General features: G+C 61.1%; 11 protein-coding genes. 6 read left to right on the forward strand and 5 right to left on the reverse strand.

What is annotated here, in order from left to right:
• Positions 1-245: 245 nt before the first annotated feature.
• The gene (locus tag AC1RQI_RS06925) at positions 246-788 is read right to left on the reverse strand and encodes a gamma carbonic anhydrase family protein (RefSeq protein ID WP_481904165.1); all 543 of its coding nucleotides are present in this window, start codon (positions 786-788) and stop codon (positions 246-248) included.
• Positions 785-1,375: a CoA pyrophosphatase gene (locus AC1RQI_RS06930; protein WP_416634199.1), complete on the reverse strand. Its 591-nt coding sequence runs from the start codon at positions 1,373-1,375 to the stop codon at positions 785-787. The genes AC1RQI_RS06925 and AC1RQI_RS06930 overlap by 4 nt, the downstream gene beginning before the upstream one ends.
• Positions 1,376-1,506: 131 nt before the next feature.
• Here AC1RQI_RS06930 and AC1RQI_RS06935 point away from each other — a divergent pair, with 131 nt between their 5' ends.
• Positions 1,507-2,061, forward strand: coding sequence for an NUDIX hydrolase (locus AC1RQI_RS06935; protein ID WP_481904166.1), 555 nt, complete (start codon positions 1,507-1,509; stop codon positions 2,059-2,061).
• A gap of 4 nt (positions 2,062-2,065) precedes the next feature.
• On the opposite strand, the gene AC1RQI_RS06940 is transcribed toward AC1RQI_RS06935, so the two are convergent.
• Together AC1RQI_RS06940 and purL are read right to left on the reverse strand one after the other, a co-directional pair.
• Positions 2,066-2,377 carry a YqfO family protein gene (locus tag AC1RQI_RS06940; RefSeq protein WP_416634197.1) on the reverse strand — a complete coding sequence of 104 codons (312 nt, stop codon included), beginning with the start codon at positions 2,375-2,377 and terminating at the stop codon, positions 2,066-2,068.
• A 256-nt stretch (positions 2,378-2,633) separates the two neighbouring features.
• Positions 2,634-6,536, reverse strand: a complete 3,903-nt coding sequence (gene purL / locus AC1RQI_RS06945; RefSeq protein WP_481904167.1) for a phosphoribosylformylglycinamidine synthase — start codon at positions 6,534-6,536, stop codon at positions 2,634-2,636.
• A gap of 183 nt (positions 6,537-6,719) precedes the next feature.
• Between purL and mltF the strand changes: the two genes are divergently transcribed.
• The gene (mltF, locus tag AC1RQI_RS06950; RefSeq protein WP_481904168.1) at positions 6,720-8,246 is read left to right on the forward strand and encodes a membrane-bound lytic murein transglycosylase MltF; all 1,527 of its coding nucleotides are present in this window, start codon (positions 6,720-6,722) and stop codon (positions 8,244-8,246) included.
• Here the strand turns inward: mltF and AC1RQI_RS06955 are convergent.
• Entirely contained in the window at positions 8,217-8,720 is a 504-nt protein-coding gene (locus AC1RQI_RS06955) for a regulatory protein RecX (protein ID WP_481904169.1), read from the reverse strand. The two genes, mltF and AC1RQI_RS06955, sit on opposite strands and share 30 nt — an antisense overlap.
• 231 nt (positions 8,721-8,951) lie before the next feature.
• Between AC1RQI_RS06955 and AC1RQI_RS06960 the strand changes: the two genes are divergently transcribed.
• The 4 genes from AC1RQI_RS06960 to AC1RQI_RS06975 all read left to right on the forward strand — a co-directional run bounded on the left by AC1RQI_RS06960 (position 8,952) and on the right by AC1RQI_RS06975 (position 17,118).
• On the forward strand, positions 8,952-11,303 hold the full coding sequence (locus AC1RQI_RS06960; protein WP_481904170.1) for a DUF349 domain-containing protein: 2,352 nt from the start codon (positions 8,952-8,954) through the stop codon (positions 11,301-11,303).
• 196 nt (positions 11,304-11,499) lie between these two features.
• Positions 11,500-12,708: an acetyl-CoA C-acetyltransferase gene (locus AC1RQI_RS06965; RefSeq protein WP_481904171.1), complete on the forward strand. Its 1,209-nt coding sequence runs from the start codon at positions 11,500-11,502 to the stop codon at positions 12,706-12,708.
• A 17-nt stretch (positions 12,709-12,725) separates the two neighbouring features.
• On the forward strand, positions 12,726-14,876 hold the full coding sequence (locus AC1RQI_RS06970) for a 3-hydroxyacyl-CoA dehydrogenase NAD-binding domain-containing protein (RefSeq protein WP_481904172.1): 2,151 nt from the start codon (positions 12,726-12,728) through the stop codon (positions 14,874-14,876).
• Between the two features lie 109 nt (positions 14,877-14,985).
• Positions 14,986-17,118, forward strand: a complete 2,133-nt coding sequence (locus AC1RQI_RS06975; RefSeq protein ID WP_481904173.1) for a carboxy terminal-processing peptidase — start codon at positions 14,986-14,988, stop codon at positions 17,116-17,118.
• The last annotated feature ends 2 nt before the right edge of the window (positions 17,119-17,120 follow it).

Here is a 17,120-nt window from a genome sequence, read left to right on the forward strand (position 1 = left end):
GCGTATTCTACAGCCTCAGCCGATGGCGTCAACAAGTGATTTCAAACCCGTTTCCGCCGTTAACGCATCCCCGCTTCCTTGCGACTCTGCCGGGACTTACCAAGCGGGACCGCCGCAGCTTGTCGCCGCCGCCGGACCCCTTTGCCCCGAAAGAGATGCGCATAATACACCCTCAGCGCATGGCGTCAACAGGGCCCATAACGGACAGACACAATTCTTCGGTTTTCCCTTACAATCAAGCCGCCTCACCCATGCTCGCTGGCTCCAAACGCCGCCTTCAGCGTATTGCGATAACGTTCGGCATTCGCCACATAGTGCTCCGCCCCCTCCCTGAGCCTGGACTGCTGCTGTTCATCGAGAGTGCGCTTGATGGTGGCAGGAGCCCCCACAACCAGAGAGCCGTCTGGGATCTCCATACCTTCCGGAACCAGTGCATTGGCCCCGATCAGGCAATGTCTCCCGATACGGGCACCGTTCAGCACCACTGAATTGATGCCGATCAGGCTGTAATCGCCCACCTCACAACCATGCAGCATGGCCTGGTGCCCGACGGTCACCCCACGCCCCAGCGTCAGCTGTAACCCGGGATCGGTATGCAGCACGGCCCCATCCTGAATATTGCTGCCCTCACCAATCGTCATCAGGTCGTTATCGCCGCGGATGACCGCGTTGAACCAGACGCTGCTGCTCGCCTCCAACACCACAGAGCCAATAATGGTGGCGTTATCGGCAATGAAGTGGCCTTCTCCCCGGAACTCGGGCCGGCGGTCCTCCAGTTCGTAGATCATGCTCCTCCCTTGTGAGGTGGTTTTGTTAAGTCAATGGCGGCATCAAAGGCCATGTTCAGGCACTCCACCAATATGATCGCGGACAACCCCCAGATGTCGTGCTCCTGCCAGCGGTAACACGGCACGTAAAAACGCCAATCATGGAAATGGATCTCGTCGGTCCGGCTCCGCTGATCGTCCAGCAACCAACGCACCGGCACCTGGAAAACCGTTTCCACTTCCCCGGGCTCAGCGCGATAGGGATAAGTCTGGGGAACAAGCCCAACATAGGGCGTCACCAGGATGCCATGACGGGATACCACCTGGCTCAACTCCCCCAGTAGCTCTACCCGCTGCGGGGGGAGCCCGACTTCTTCATGGGTTTCACGCAGGGCAGTGGCTTCAGGTCCCGCATCCGCCTGGCTGGCCATGCCGCCAGGAAAAGCCACTTGACCGCTATGGGGACCATTGCGAGCGGCACGGCGCGTCAGCACAATTTCCGGCTCCCGCGCATGCGTAATCGGGACCAGCACGCTGGCACGCGGATAGGCCAGCGGTACTTCCCTGGGCTGGTACTGACTGAATCGTTGCAGCAGATCCTTTCTCAAAGGTGTGACCCCGCATCCCCGTTCGTATTCGAGATTATGAAATAATACAGATGGCAGCAATGGCCGCCGAGTCAACCAGCGGCGACGGCCAGCCGTACAGCAGCGCAAACAGGATCCACAGGAGACAGGTCATGCAGTATTGCAGTAGCTGCGGAGCAGGCGTGGAACTCCGGATACCGGAGGGCGATGACCGCAAGCGCCACGTGTGCCAGGACTGCGGCACCATTCACTACATCAACCCCCGCATCGTGGCGGGCACCATACCGGTGTGGGAAGACCGTGTCCTGCTGTGTCGGCGCGCGATCGAACCCCGCCATGGATTCTGGACACTACCTGCGGGATTTATGGAGAACGGGGAAACCACGACAGAAGCCGCGCTCCGGGAAACGCTAGAGGAAGCGGAAGCACGGGTGGCGCTTGAGGGCCTCTATGCCGTCTTCAACGTGCCACACATCGACCAGGTCCACATGTATTTCCGGGCCCGGCTGACAGACGGTCAATACGGCGCTGGCCCGGAATCACTCGAAACAGCCTTGTTCCGGGAAAACAAGATTCCGTGGGGAGAACTCGCCTTCCCCACGGTTACCGAGACACTGGAGCGCTACTTCCGCGACCGCAACACTGGACACCCCCGGTATGAGGTCGTCGTGGACGACATCCGCCAACGCTTGGGCCGGAACCGCTAAGCGCTCAGAAGTCCTCCATCCGATAGACCTCATAGGCCGGCTCCTCGTACGGATGGCCTGCCTTGAGCGCCCGGATCACGGCCCGGACCAGATCATCCTCGCAGACCAGCTCAACGCGATACTCCGGAACCGTTTCCACTTGCCCCTGCTGGCCAATGAACGGCTGACTGCCGTCCATTGGCCGGAACTGGCCCTGCCCCTTCGTCTGCCAACAGCAGCTGTCGTAATTGCCGATATGGCCTCCACCAGCTGCGAATATAGCCGTCTTGGTTTGCTCCAGATAATCCTCCGGAACAAAGACGCAGATCTTGTACATAAGCGCCTCCCGAGAGCTTTCAAAATTAACCACAGAATCTGTGGAAAACTCTGTGAACAATTTATGGGAACAGGCTCTGAACCCGCTCAGTGACGGGATTACCCTCTCATTGATGAGATTTTCAACGAAACAACGAATCTCTTGAAAATCAAATAGTTACAGACATTGAACAAATGTTCAACGCTTTTGTTCAGTTTCCGAGCGAAAACGCCCTGTCTCGACAAGCCAATGTGAACAAAAACTTCATGTCAAGACCTCAGCCGACCCATTTTCGGGCATTACGGAACAATCTGAGCCAGGCGCCGTCCTCGCCCCAATCATCCGGGGACCAACTGCATTGAACGCTTCGGAAAACCCGCTCGGGATGCGGCATCATGATGGTGGTACGACCGTCTTCGGAGCACAGGCCGGTGACCCCCTCCGGCGAACCATTAGGGTTATGCGGATAGTTTTCCGCAACCTGACCGTAATGGTCCACATACCTCAACGCCACCTGGCTGCCCTGCTGAAGGCGTCGCAGGTCGGTCCCATTACGGAACTCGGCCATACCTTCACCATGTGCCACCGCAATGGGGACACGCGAGCCCGCCATGCCATGGAAAAAGGCGGACTGGGATTCCGGCACTTCCACCATCACTGTACGCGCCTCGAACTGCTCGGAGCGGTTACGGACAAAACGGGGCCAGTGATCGGTACCCGGAATCAGCTCACGCAGTTCCGCAAGCATCTGGCACCCATTGCACACGCCCAGTGACAGGGTGTCCTGACGCTCAAAGAATGCCTGGAACTGGGCGCGAGCGCGCTGATTGAAGAGGATGGATTTCGCCCATCCCCCGCCAGCACCCAGCACATCCCCGAAGGAAAAACCGCCACAGGCGACCATCACATGGAACTCATCCAGGGTCATCCGACCCGACAGGATGTCACTCATGTGCACGTCCACTGTGTCAAAGCCAGCCCGATCAAAGGCCGCAGCCATCTCAACCTGGCCGTTAACCCCCTGCTCACGCAGCACCGCTACTGATGGCCGCGCTCCCGTGTTCACCAGTGGTGCTGTAATATCCTCGCCAGGGTCGAAGCTCAGCCGGGCATGCAGCCCCGGATCAGCGTCATCGGCCAATGCCCCGAACTCTTCCTCGGCACAATCACTGTTGTCACGCATGGCCTGCATGCGATAGCTGGTTTCAGCCCACTTCTGATGCAGCTCCGCACGCCCCCGATCAATGAGCACCTCATTATTGAAACTGAAGCGCAGGCGCTGGTCGTCCCCAGGCTCCCCGATCATCGCCACATGCCCAGACAGTCCGCCTTCCTCAATGACATCGAGCACCGGATTGACCTTATCCCGTGCTACCTGAATCACAGCACCGAGCTCCTCGTTGAACAGCTCGCGTACCAGGTGGCTGCTGTCTTCAAGCAGTGAGTCCAACGAGACCCTAAGACCAGTCCGTCCTGCAAAAGCCATCTCGCAGAGGGTTGTGAACAGCCCGCCATCAGAACGGTCATGATAGGCCAACAGCAGCCCCCGACGGTTCAGGGTCTGGATGGTTTCGAAAAAGCTCCTGAGCTGTTCTGGCTTGTCGACATCCGGTGCTATGGCACCCGCGGCACCATAGGCCTGGGCCAGCGCCGAACCGCCCAGGCGGTTCCGGCCCTCACCCAGATCGATCAGAATCAACTCAGTAGGCCCTTGATCCGTGCGAAGCTCCGGCGTCAACGTCCGGCGGACATCGTCCACAGGGGCAAAGCCGGTGGTTACCAGCGATAGCGGGGACGTCACACTGCACGATTCCCCTTCCTGGGACCAGACCGTCTTCATGGAAAGCGAATCCTTGCCAACCGGAATCGTGATGCCCAGCTTCGGGCAAAGATCCATCCCGACGGCCCTTACGGTCTCGTAAAGGTTCTCATCCTCGCCGGGATGCCCGGCTGCCGCCATCCAGTTGGCGGACAGGCTGATCCGGGTAATATCCCCAATGGGGGCGGCCGCGAGATTGGTGAGCGTCTCCCCCACCGCCAGGCGCCCGGATGCTGGCGCATTGATACAGGCCACCGGTGGCCGTTCGCCCATGGCCATAGCCTCACCGGTATATCCCTCAAAGCTGCTTGCGGTCACCGCCACATCCGCCACCGGAACCTGCCAGGGCCCGACCATTTGATCGCGGGCCACCTGACCGGTAATGGAACGGTCACCGATGGTGATTAGGAAGCTCTTGGACGCCACCGACGGAATCCGCAGCACCCGCTCAATCGCTTCATCCGGATTCAGGGCCTCGCTGTTGAACACCTGCTTGGTGAAGCTGGCCCGCCGAACCTCCCGATGCAGGCGCGGAGGCTTACCGAAAAGGACCTGCATCGGAAGATCCACGGCATGGTTATCGAAGTAGGCATCATGCACGGCCAGGTGGGGCTCCTCGACGGCATCCCCGACCACCGCATAAGGGCAACGCTCGCGGCGACATATGGCATCAAACCGGTCCAGATCCGCCGCTGCCACGGCCAGCACATACCGCTCCTGGGCCTCATTGCACCAGATGGCCAGCGGCGACATGCCAGGCTCGGCGTTTGGCACTTCCCGCAGATCAAAACGCCCACCGCAGCCGCCGTCCTTCACCAGCTCCGGCAGGGCATTGGAGAGCCCGCCCGCACCCACATCATGGATGAAGGCGATGGGATTGCCTTCCCCCATCTGCCAGCAGCGATCGATCACTTCCTGGCAGCGGCGCTGCATTTCCGGGTTGTCCCGCTGGACGGATGCAAAGTCCAGATCCTCCGCGCTGGCGCCGGAGTCCATGGAGGAGGCCGCCCCGCCTCCCAGACCGATCAGCATCGAGGGCCCACCCATGACGATCAGGTGGGAGCCGGATTCAATGCCCCCCTTATGGACATGATCCTTGCGGATGTTGCCCATGCCCCCCGCAATCATGATCGGCTTGTGATAACCACGGTACTCCACGCCGTTCACACCCGGCACTTTCTGCTCGAAGGTCCGGAAGTAACCGGTCAGGTTGGGCCGCCCGAATTCGTTGTTGAACGCCGCGCCGCCGATGGGGCCATCAAGCATGATCGAAAGCGGCGATGCCATGCGTGCCGGCGCTCCAGGGGTATCCTCCCAGGGTTGCTCAAAGCCTGGGATACGCAGATTCGAGGTCGTGAAGCCGGTCAGCCCTGCTTTCGGTTTGCCGCCCAGACCGGTTGCTCCCTCGTCCCGGATTTCGCCCCCGGAGCCCGTGGCGGCCCCTGGATGCGGCGAAATGGCCGTGGGATGATTATGGGTTTCCACCTTGGCGAGGATATGGATGCGCTCACTGTGATAACGGTATCGCTGTGAGGAGGGGTCGGGATAGAACCGTTGGCCACGTGCGCCCTCGATGACCGCCGCGTTGTCACGGTAGGCAGAGAGCACGCCCTGGCCACCGATCTCATGGGTGTTGCGGATCATGTCAAACAGCGAATGATCCTGCTCTACTCCGTCAATGGACCAGGACGCATTAAAGATCTTGTGGCGGCAATGCTCCGAGTTTGCCTGCGCGAACATCATCAGCTCCACATCCGTGGGATCGCGCTCGAGACCGGCAAAGGCATCCGCCAGGTAATCAATCTCGTCTTCCGCCAGGGCCAGGCCCAGCCGCCCGTTGGCTTCCGCCAGCGCCGCACGGCCCTGGGCCTGGACCGGCACCACCTCAAGTGGCTGGGGAGCCTCCTCATTGAACAGGAGTTCCGCGCCTGCCATTTCATGGAAAACGCGCTCAGTCATCCGGTCGTGCAGCAGCGCGGCCAGCGCCTCGCGCTCGGCCAGCTCAAGCTTGCGACCAGAACGCAGGTAATACGCAATGCCACGCTCCACCCGCCGGACTCTCGTCAGACCGCAGTTATGTACAATATCCGTTGCCTTGCTGGACCAGGGCGAAATGGTCCCCGGTCGTGGAACCACCAGGAACAACACACCGTCCATAGACTCAGCCTGGCCCCTTGGGCCATAGGCCAGCAGACGGTTCAGTACATCAAGGCTATTGCTATCGAGTTCACCTTCCAGGTCAACAAAATGCATGAATTCAGCGTAAAGCGACTCGATGGCGGGACATGTCGCCTGTATCCGCTGCATCAACCGCTCTCTTCGAAAAGCGGAAAGGGCCGGAGCGCCACGAAGTTCCAGCATGGGTCTATAAGCCTCGTTGATGGGCCGGGATTCGGGTAGGTTTTGCGGAGAGCGCATGATACTCAATTCGGCGGACGGGATACAGGGGAAACTGACGGAAGATCGCCTGTGACACGACCATCAGACCATATCCGTTTTTTTAACGTAGAATAGGTCATATTGCCACCTCTGCCGGACGGGATAATGCACAGCAGTCAAACCAAGTGCCCCGGGATACACCCTGGCCTGGCAGCTTCCCTGGCGGTGCCGGTTATCCTGGTACTGCTCCTTACAGCCTGCTCTCAGCCCACTACGCTGGACCGCATCAATCAGGAAGGGGTGCTCCATGTGGTGATGCCACCAGCCTCAACGGTCTACTACGAGGAAAAGGGGGAGCCCTCGGGGTTCGAATACGAGCTGGTACAGCGTTTTGCCGACTCGCTCGGCGTGGAGCTGCGCGTGGAAGTGGTGGATAATCTCCCGGAGCTTTACCAGCGCCTGGACGAACACCACACCCATATTGCTGCCGCAGGTCTGCCATTAACACCAGCTCTCCGCCGCCGGTACCGCCACGGCCCGGTGTATGACCGGAGCCGCCCGGTTGTTGTCTACAACGCCAGCGTTGAGCGCCCGCAGGAACCGGCGGCTCTCACCAAACTTGACCTTGCGGTGCGCGCCGGCAGCGCCGCCGAACAGCAGCTGGAACGAATCCAGGAAACCCTGCCGGAACTAAGCTGGACGGCGAAAAACCGCCAGGACCCGACCGAGCTTCTGCACCGGGTAGACAAGGGAGAGCTGGACGCCACCGTGGTCAACAGCCGCGAACTGGAAAATAACAGGGTTTTCTTCGCCAATATCCGCGAAGGTTTTGCACTGAGCAACCCGCGCCCTGTGGGCTGGCTTTTCCCGCCCTCTGGCGACGGCTCACTCATGCAGGCAGCACGGGACTATTTCCGGTCCGCGCGGAGTGACGACACCCTGGCGCAGCTGCAGGAGCGCTTTTTTGGCCACCTGGAACACCTGGACTACGTGGGCGCCCAAACCTTCACCCGCCACCTGAAAAACCGACTTCCACAATACCGTGATACATTCATTGCCGCCGCCCACGCCCATGATCTCGACTGGCGCCTGCTGGCAGCCATTGGGTATCAGGAATCCCACTGGGAGCCCCACGCTGTCTCGCCAACAGGGGTACGGGGGCTGATGATGCTTACCCAGGACACAGCGGCCCATGTCGGTGTCACAAACCGGGTGGATCCGGATGCCTCCATCTGGGGCGGCGCCCGCTTCTTCCGACGCCTCCACGACCGGATCCCGGACAGCATTACAGAGCCAGACCGGACCTGGTTCGCCCTGGCGGCCTACAACGTCGGCTATGGTCACCTCCAGGACGCCCGCCGACTGGCCCGCCAGGACAATCAGGATCCGGACCGCTGGCTGGACGTCAAGGAATACCTACCGCTACTGGCTCAGCGCCAATACTACACCCAAACCCGGTATGGATATGCCCGTGGCTATGAGCCGGTCCTCTACACGCAGAACATCCGTCGCTATTACGACGTCCTGAAGTGGATGTTTCCTGAGGAGGACGCCGCCATGGCCTTCACGGAAAACGGGATTGAATCCCCCCTCGAAGATACCGAAGGACAATCACCCAAACTCCGGAACACACTTGATGCCTCCTCCGCCGAACAACGCCAGTCATTGCGTCCGGCGTCGCCCCTGTTTTAATCGATCACCCCCCCCGGAAACCTCCTCATCAGGGGCCACAACCAGCGCTTTTTCAACCTGTGAGCGGCTGAACCCCCGCTGGGCCAGGAAGCGCCCCTGACGCCCACGCTCCTTGCGATCAGCCGGCTCTTCCTCCCCAAAACGGCGTTGGCGCTGTGCCCTGGCCATACTCACCCAGTCATCCTCCACCAAAGCCGTCAGCGCCTGACTGTGGCCCTTGACACCCCGCTGCTCGAGCTCCGAACGAATCCGTAATGGTCCGTAACCCGCTTCGATACGCTGACGGCTGAACGACTCCGCAAACCGTTCGTCACTCTGCCAGCCTTCGGCAACCAGCTCGTCCAACACCTCCTCCACCAGCTCCGTGTTCCCGCCGGATCTGTCCAGCTTGCGCCCGAGCTCGAACCGGCTGTGCTCACGCCGGGCCAGAAGTTTCAGGGCCCGGTCCTTTACCGATCGCCTGTCATCACTCATCTCTACCCCCACCCGCCAATAGGCTGACGCCATTCCTGTGTGCTAATTTTAATGACCTGATTCCATTCACCTACCCGGAACAGCGGGTAAGGTTCTTCGGCACAAAGGACAACCATCATGGCCGGCTTTCTGAAACAATTTTTCAAACCCAGACAACCCGCAAGCAGCACTGAACCCCCGGCGCCAGAGGCCAAGCCTGCCAAACCGCAACGCCCTGCTCCCGACCCAAATGTGGTCGCCAACGCAACCACTACCGCGGAACTGGAAGCGCTCGCCACCCAGGGCGAAACAGCTGCCATCCGTCGGGAGGCAATCCAGCGCCTGGAGGACGTTGATGCCCTTGAGCGGGCCAGCCGAGCCCTTAAGGGCCGTGACAAGGGCGCGTTCCAGGCGGCCAGACGCAAGCTGCGCGAACACCGCGAGCAAGCCGAAGCGGAACAGGCCCGCCAGGCAGAGATTGAGCGTATTCTGGAAGACATTGAGGTACTTGCCGCCACCCAGGACACCAAGCTCTACCAAGCCCGGCTTGATGCCATCATCAGCCGCTGGAACAGCATCAGCAACCATGCCGACAGTGCCCAGAAAGAGCGCTACGATACCAGTCTGGCACGCTGTCGCGAACGGGCTGACACCATTGCCGAGGAGGAAGCACGGATCCGCGCTGAACGGGAAAAGGCGGACGAACAGCAAGGGGCAGTGGAAACCCTGGCCGCAACCGTTGAACAGCTCGCCTCGGCCTGGCCCGAGGAAGGCGCCAGCCTCTCCTCACTGGATGCCATCATGACGACCCAGAACAACCGCTGGGAACAGGCCACCGCTGATCAGGCGCCCCATGCGGAACTGAAGGCCCGTTTCAAACGATTGATGGAACAACTCGAGGCCTACCGACAAGCGCTCAGTACCTGGCAACAGTATGAAGCACAGCTCGAACAGGCCCTGAACAGCGAGGATACGGAAGCCATCTCCGCCACCCTGGCGGCCCTCGATTGGCCAGACGGCTTTGCTGCCCCGCCAACGCTGCTCAGGGCGCGCAAACAACTCAAAGACCGAACAAACACCCAGGCGGAACCGCCCCACGGGCCCCAGGCCGAGGATACCGGCGAGCTTGCCCGCACACTGGATGCCCTGGAGCAGAGCCTGGATCAACACCACCTTAAGCCCTCACGGGAATACTTCCGCAAAGCTCAGAAACTCCAGGACAAGCTCCCCGACAAGGAAGCTCGCCAATACCAGGCGCGAATCACCCGGCTCGGGCGCCAGCTTCAGGAGTTACGTGACTGGTTGGGATTCGCCGCCAGACCCAAACTGGAAGCCCTGTGCGAACAGATGGAGTACCTGGCCGATCAGCCCATGGAGCCCGAAGCCAAGGCCGAACACATCCACGAACTCCAGCAGGAATGGTATAACCTGGGTGGCACGCCGGACCAGCAACTCTGGCAACGTTTTAAGGAGGCCACGGACAGAGCCTACGAACCCTGCCACCAGTATTTTTCCGAAAAGAAGCGCCTCAAGAGCGCTAACCTGGAGAAGCGTGAATACATCGTTGAACAGTTGCAGGAGTTCGTGGATAACCTCGACTGGTCCAGCTGCGACTACAAGGCTGTCGACCGCATCCAGCGCACTGCAAGGCGTGAGTGGAGTGATGCCAAGCCGGTGGACTACCGCGCCAACCGCCCTCTCCAGAAGCAGTTCGACCGACTGATCAAGACCTTGAACGCCAGTCTTGAGGAAGAACGTGAACGCAATGACGCCCTCAAGCGCGACATTGTCGAGCGCGCAGAAGCCCTGGTTGACCACGAGCCATTACGCGAGGCAACGGAAGGCGCCAAGGCACTCCAGAAAGAATGGGAAGCCATCGGGATCACCCACCAACAGGAAGACCGCCGGCTCTGGAAAGCCTTCCGCGACGCCTGCGACCGGATCTTTGGGCGCTTGAGCGAGCAGCGCGAAGCCCGCGAACAGGCTTTCAGCGCCGCCGCCCAGCAAGCAGAGGACCTGATTCACCAGCTTCAGGACGTCAATCCGACAGAGGTCAGTGCCAGCGAACTGGAACAATTCCGCACGGCGTTCCAGGCTCTGGAGCTTCCACGGGACCGGGCCAGTGCCCTGGCGGACCGCTTCAATAAGGCCATGGATGGCATTCAGGAGCAACAAATGAGCGCCCTCCGGGCCCAGCGTTACCAGCAGTGGCTCGCGGCCCTGGATCAGCATCAATCAGGCGAGACGCCCGGCCCTGAAAGCTTCCGCCACCCGCCCATGCCGCTGGAGCAGGCGACCCAGGAGACCGATACGCCCAGCCAGGCCCGGGCACTGTGTATCCGTGTGGAGATCGTTGCTGGCGCCGCTACCCCACCGGAAGACCAGGCGCAGCGTATGGCGCTGCAGGTGAGCCGGCTCAACGAGGGGATGAAAAGCGAGCAGAGTCTGGAATCCCAGGAGGATGAACTGGACAGTCTTCTGGCGAGCTGGTGTGAGTTGGATCCAGAGGACGGCCTCACCCCGGAACACTACCAGCGCCTGCGCGAGGCCCTGAAGCACTGGTTCCTGCGCAGTGGCGGCGACGAGGCCACGCAGGAGGCCTGAGCGCATCCGCCAATGGTTTTGACAGGTGGTGCCATTAACCCCGGAAGGGTGCGCCGCTATCGTGCCCTTGGACTATGACACAAGCATGAGAGTGGATTGCTGGGTGAGAGGTGGGGAGCTTCCCTCCAAGCACTCCCCACCTCTCACCCTCCAGCTTTACAGCTGAATCAACCCCCAACAGCACAGAGACTCTGAAATGACGGAAGAAGCGTACATCTATGACGCGGTCAGAACACCGCGCGGCCGGGGTAAAGCCGATGGTGCCCTGCACGAGGTCAAGCCGGTGACCCTGCTCGGCCAGACCCTGACAGCACTCCAGCAGAGAACCGACCTGGACACCAGCCTGGTGGATGACATCGTCATGGGCTGTGTTACGCCTGTTGGCGACCAAGGGGCCGACATTGCCAAGACCGCTGCCCTGGCGGTGGACTGGGATGAATGCGTTGCTGGCGTCCAGCTCAACCGCTTCTGCGCCTCCGGGCTGGAGGCGGTAAACCTGGCCGCTATGAAAGTACGCTCCGGGTTTGAGGATCTGGTTGTTGCCGGCGGCGTGGAATCCATGTCGCGCGTGCCCATGGGATCAGATGGCGGGGCCTGGGCCACGGATCCAGAGACCAACCTGCACACCGGCTTCATGCCGCAGGGTATTGGCGCTGACCTGATTGCCACTATCGAAGGCTTTTCGCGCCAGGATGTGGACCATTTCGCAGCTGAATCCCAGCGAAAGGCCGCAGAGGCCTGGGCACAGGGCTACTTCAGCAAGTCCGTCGTACCAGTGACGGATCAGAACGGGCTGGTGATTCTGGATCAGGACCAGCACGTTCGCCCCGGCACCACCGCCGAGGCCCTGGGCCAGCTCAAGCCTTCGTTCCAACAGATGGGCGAAATGGGCTTCGATGGCGTGGCGCGTGAGAAGTACCACTACGTGGAGGCGATCAACCATGTCCACACCCCGGGTAACTCTTCCGGCATCGTGGACGGCGCCACTGCCATGCTGATCGGCGGCGATGCCATGGGCAAAAAGCTCGGATTGACCCCACGTGCCCGGATCGTGGCCACGGCGGTGACCAGCACCGACCCCACCATCATGCTCACCGGCCCGGCGCCGGCCTCGCGCAAAGCGCTGGACAAAGCGGGCATGACACCGGATCAGATTGACCTGTTCGAGGTGAACGAGGCCTTCGCCGCCGTGGTGATGCGCTTCCAGCGCGAGCTCAACGTCCCCGACGAGAAAGTGAACGTGAACGGTGGGGCCATCGCCATGGGTCATCCGCTGGGCGCCACTGGTGCCATGATCCTGGGCACCCTGCTTGACGAACTCGAGCGTCGGGATCAGCGCTTCGGCCTCGCCACGCTCTGCGTCGGCGGCGGCATGGGCATCGCCACCATCATTGAACGGGTTTAAAGGGCAGGACGAACACCATGACGGCAATTCAATACCAGATCGACAACGACGGCATCCTGACCCTGACCATCGACATGCCGGGGCAGTCCGCCAACACCATGAACGCCGCCTTCCGTGAGGCACTGACCGAAACCGTCCAGAAGGTTGAAGGTGACGCGGAAACGATCAGCGGCATCGTCATCACCTCCGCCAAGGACACCTTTTTTGCCGGCGGCGACCTCAACGAACTGATCCAGGTCACCAACAACAACTCTGAGGACTTCTTTAACACCATCCTGTCGCTCAAGGCCCAGATGCGTAAGTTGGAGACCCTGGGCAAACCGGTGGTCGCGGCCATGAACGGCACTGCTCTGGGCGGCGGCTACGAACTCTGCCTCGCCAGCCACCGGCGCATTGTGCTGGACGACGCCAGCATCAAGATCGGCCTGCCGGAAGTCACACTCGGGCTGCTGCCCGGCGGCGGTGCCTGTGTGCGCTTGCCACGGGTTCTGGGCCTGGAAAAGGCCTTCCCCTATCTGATGGAAGGCAAACAGATCGACCCGCAGACCGCCCTGAAAGAAGGCATGGTTGATGAGCTGGCCTCCTCTCAACAAGAGCTGCTGCACAAGGCGCGCGAGTGGATCAAGGCCAACCCGGAGAGTCGGCAGCCCTGGGATCAGAAAGGCTTCAAGATCCCAGGCGGCGGCCCCAATCACCCGACTATGGCGCAACGCCTGGCCATTGCCCCGGCCATGCTCAAGGAGAAAACCAAGGGCTGCTACCCGGCGCCCGAGCGGATCATGGCAGCGGCCGTGGAGGGCGCCAGCGTGGATGTGGATACGGCCGACCGCATCGAGGCCCGCTACTTCACCGAGATCACCTGCAGCCAGATCGCCAAGAACATGATCAACACCTTCTGGTTCGGCCTCAACGCCATCAAGGCGGGCGGCAGCCGCCCCCAGGCACCCGCAAAGTCCAAGGTGAAGAAGGTCGGTGTCCTGGGTGCCGGCATGATGGGCGCTGGCATCGCCTACGTCAGCGCTAACCGGGGCATCGACGTGGTGCTGAAAGACACCTCCGACGAAAACGCCGAAAAAGGCAAGGCCTATTCGGACAAGCTCCTCGCCAAGAAGGTCTCGCGGGGCCAGCTGGATGACACCGGCAAGCAAAAGGTTCTGGACCGCATCAGTGCCACTGCCAGCGCGGACGAGCTGGCCGGCTGTGACCTCATTATCGAAGCGGTATTTGAGGACAGCGACCTCAAGGCCAAGGTCACCCAGGAAGCGGAGCCGCACCTGGCCGATAACGGCATCTTCGCCTCCAACACCTCCACCATCCCGATCACCCAGCTGGCAAAAGCCTCTGCCAATCCGGAGAAGTTCATCGGCCTGCACTTCTTTTCCCCCGTGGACAAAATGCCGCTGGTTGAAATCATCAAGGGCGAGCAGACCGACGACGAGACCCTTGCCAAGGCGTTCGACTACGTCATGCAGATCAACAAGACGCCGATTGTGGTCAACGACAGCCGTGGTTTCTTCACCTCGCGGGTGTTCGGCACCTTCGTCAACGAGGGCATCACCCTGCTGTCGGAAGGCTTCCACCCCGCATCCGTCGAGAATGCCGCGCTGCTTGCCGGCATGCCCGTGGGACCGCTGGCCATCTGTGACGAGGTGAGCCTGACACTGACCCAGCACATCCGGGACCAGTCGAAGAAGGATACCGAAGCGGCGGGCGGCACCTGGGATCCGCACCCGGCCGAGGCCGTGATCGACGCCATGGTCGACCAGCACGGCCGCAAGGGCAAGGCCGCTGGCGCCGGCTTCTACGAGTACCCGGACAACGGGAAGAAATACCTCTGGCCGGAACTGGAGAACCTGTACGTGGACCAGGACAAGGCCCGCAACGCGGAACTGACTCTGCTCAAGGAGCGGCTCCTGTTCATCCAGGCCATCGAGACAGTGCGCTGCCTGGAGGAAAACGTGCTGATGGAGGTGCGCGACGCCAACATCGGCTCCATCTTCGGAATCGGTTTTGCCGCCTGGAGCGGCGGTGCGCTGCAGTACATCAACCAGTACGGGTTGCAGGCGTTCACCGAACGCGCGGACGAGCTGGCGGGTCGCTTCGGCGAACGATACCGGCCACCGGAACTGCTGCGCGAGCACGCAACGAAACAGCAGTTTTTCGAATAGACCTCACACCGGCCAGTCCCGGCTGGCCGGCCTTGATTCCGTCCCCTACACTTAAAGGTTGAGGCATAGTATGGTGACTCAGACTACCTGATCAGGAGCAAAGGCAACCTTGCGTACCCAAATCTTTCCCACTCTGTTCCTGGCACTCGCGCTTGTGTTTACAAGTGCAGCACAGGCCAACCTTGAAACCGGGCGCGACTACCAGCCGGTGGAACCCACGGCCGACCAGGCCCGCGCCAATATCCTGATAGCGCGCCAGCTCCAGTTTGGCCATTTCAAGGAAAAGGACATTGATGACGCGCTGGCGTCGGAAACGCTGGACGCTTATCTCGACCAGCTAGACAGTCAGCGTCTGTATTTCACCCAGGGCGACGTCAGCAACTTCAATGCCTATCGCGACTCGATGAAGCGTGCCCTGACCGGCGGTGATCTCGAGCCCGCCTTCCGCATTTACAACCACTTCCAGCAACGCCGCATCCGGAGGCTGGAATACGCCCTCTCCCTTCTCGACGAAGGCATCAGCAGCTTCGACTTCAGCGGCGATGACCGCTATCGGCTTGATCGCAGCGAGGCGGACTGGGCGCAGGATACCAGCGAGCTCGACAAGCTCTGGCGTGATCGCATCCGCAACGCCGTACTCAGCATGCGCCTGGACGGGCAGCCGGACGAAGCCATCAAGGAAACGTTGACCCGGCGCTATGAAAGCCAGCTGGACCGGGCCTATGACGCCCGCAGCGAGGACGCGTTCCAGCAATGGATGAATGCCTTTGCCGGGCTCTGGGATCCCCACACCCAATATCTGTCGCCCCGCACTTCTGAAAACTTCGACATCAATATGAGCCTGTCCCTCGAAGGCATTGGTGCCGTTCTGCAGTCGAAAGACGGCTACACCAAGGTTTCCCGCATTGTGCCGGGCGGCCCCGCGGCCGAGGAGGGCTCGCTGGGCGCGGCGGACCGGATCGTCGGCGTGGCGCAGGGCGATGATCCCATGGAGAACGTCATCGGATGGCGCCTGAGCGAGGTGGTTGACCTGATCCGCGGGCCGAAGGGCTCCAAGGTCCGCCTGGAGGTGATCCCCGCCGGTACCCAGAACGACATGAACACCCACGAGATCACCATCGTCCGGGATGAGGTTGAGCTGGAGGAACAATCCGCCCAGAGCGACATGCTGGAGATGGATCAAGGGGGCAAGCCCTGGCAGCTGGGCGTCATCGACATCCCCACGTTCTACGCGGACCTCAAGGCGGCGCGCCAGGGCGACGAAAACTACCGCAGCACCACCCGGGACGTACGTGGCCTGATCAATGAGCTCAAGGGCAACGGCATGGACGGCCTCGTGATTGACCTGCGCGGCAACGGTGGCGGAGCGCTTTCTGAAGCCAATAAACTGGTGGGCCTGTTCATCGAAAAGGGGCCCACGGTCCAGGTACGCGGGCCTGACGGTTCTGTGCAGGTATTCAAGGATAACGACAACAACGTCGCATGGGATGGCCCCGTGGTGGTACTGGTCAACAACCTGAGCGCCTCCGCCTCCGAGATCTTCGCCGGCGCCATGCAGGACTATGGCCGCGGACTGATTGTCGGCTCCCAGACCTTTGGCAAGGGCACCGTGCAGGCCATAAGGCCGCTGAACCATGGCCAGCTCAAGATCACCCAGTCCAAGTTCTACCGGGTTTCAGGGGCCAGTACCCAGAACCGTGGCGTGGTTCCGGATATCCGGATCAAAGACCGGATTGAGCGGGACAATGTCGCCGAGGCCGCTCTGGACGGGGCCCTGTCCTGGGACGAAATCGATACACTCGACTACCAGCGCTACTTCACGTTCGACGACATCCTGGAGACGATCACCAAGCAGCACGAAGCCCGATTCTCCCAGATTCCCGAGTACAAGCTGCGTAAGCGCGAGCTGGAGCTGCTCAACGAACGCCGGGACCGCACCTGGGTCAGCCTCAACGCCGAACAGCGTAAGAAAGACCAGAAAACCTTCCGGGAAAAGCAGCTCAGCATCGTAAACCAGCGGCGCAAGCTCGAGGACAAAGAGCCCTTTGACTCCTGGCAGGCCTACGAAGAAGACGCGGAATCCCGGCCTGCCATGGCCAGGCGCAGCGAGCTGGCGGAAGAGGGGCCGGATTTCGTGGTGCGCGAAGCCGGTGCCATTCTTACCGACCTGCTGGCCCAGAGCGAGCACTACGCCAGCATCTACCACGAAACCCCTGAAAAGGGCGCAGTAGCGGGCGAATAGGA

It is taken from the genome of Salicola sp. AFF1 (assembly GCF_056783195.1).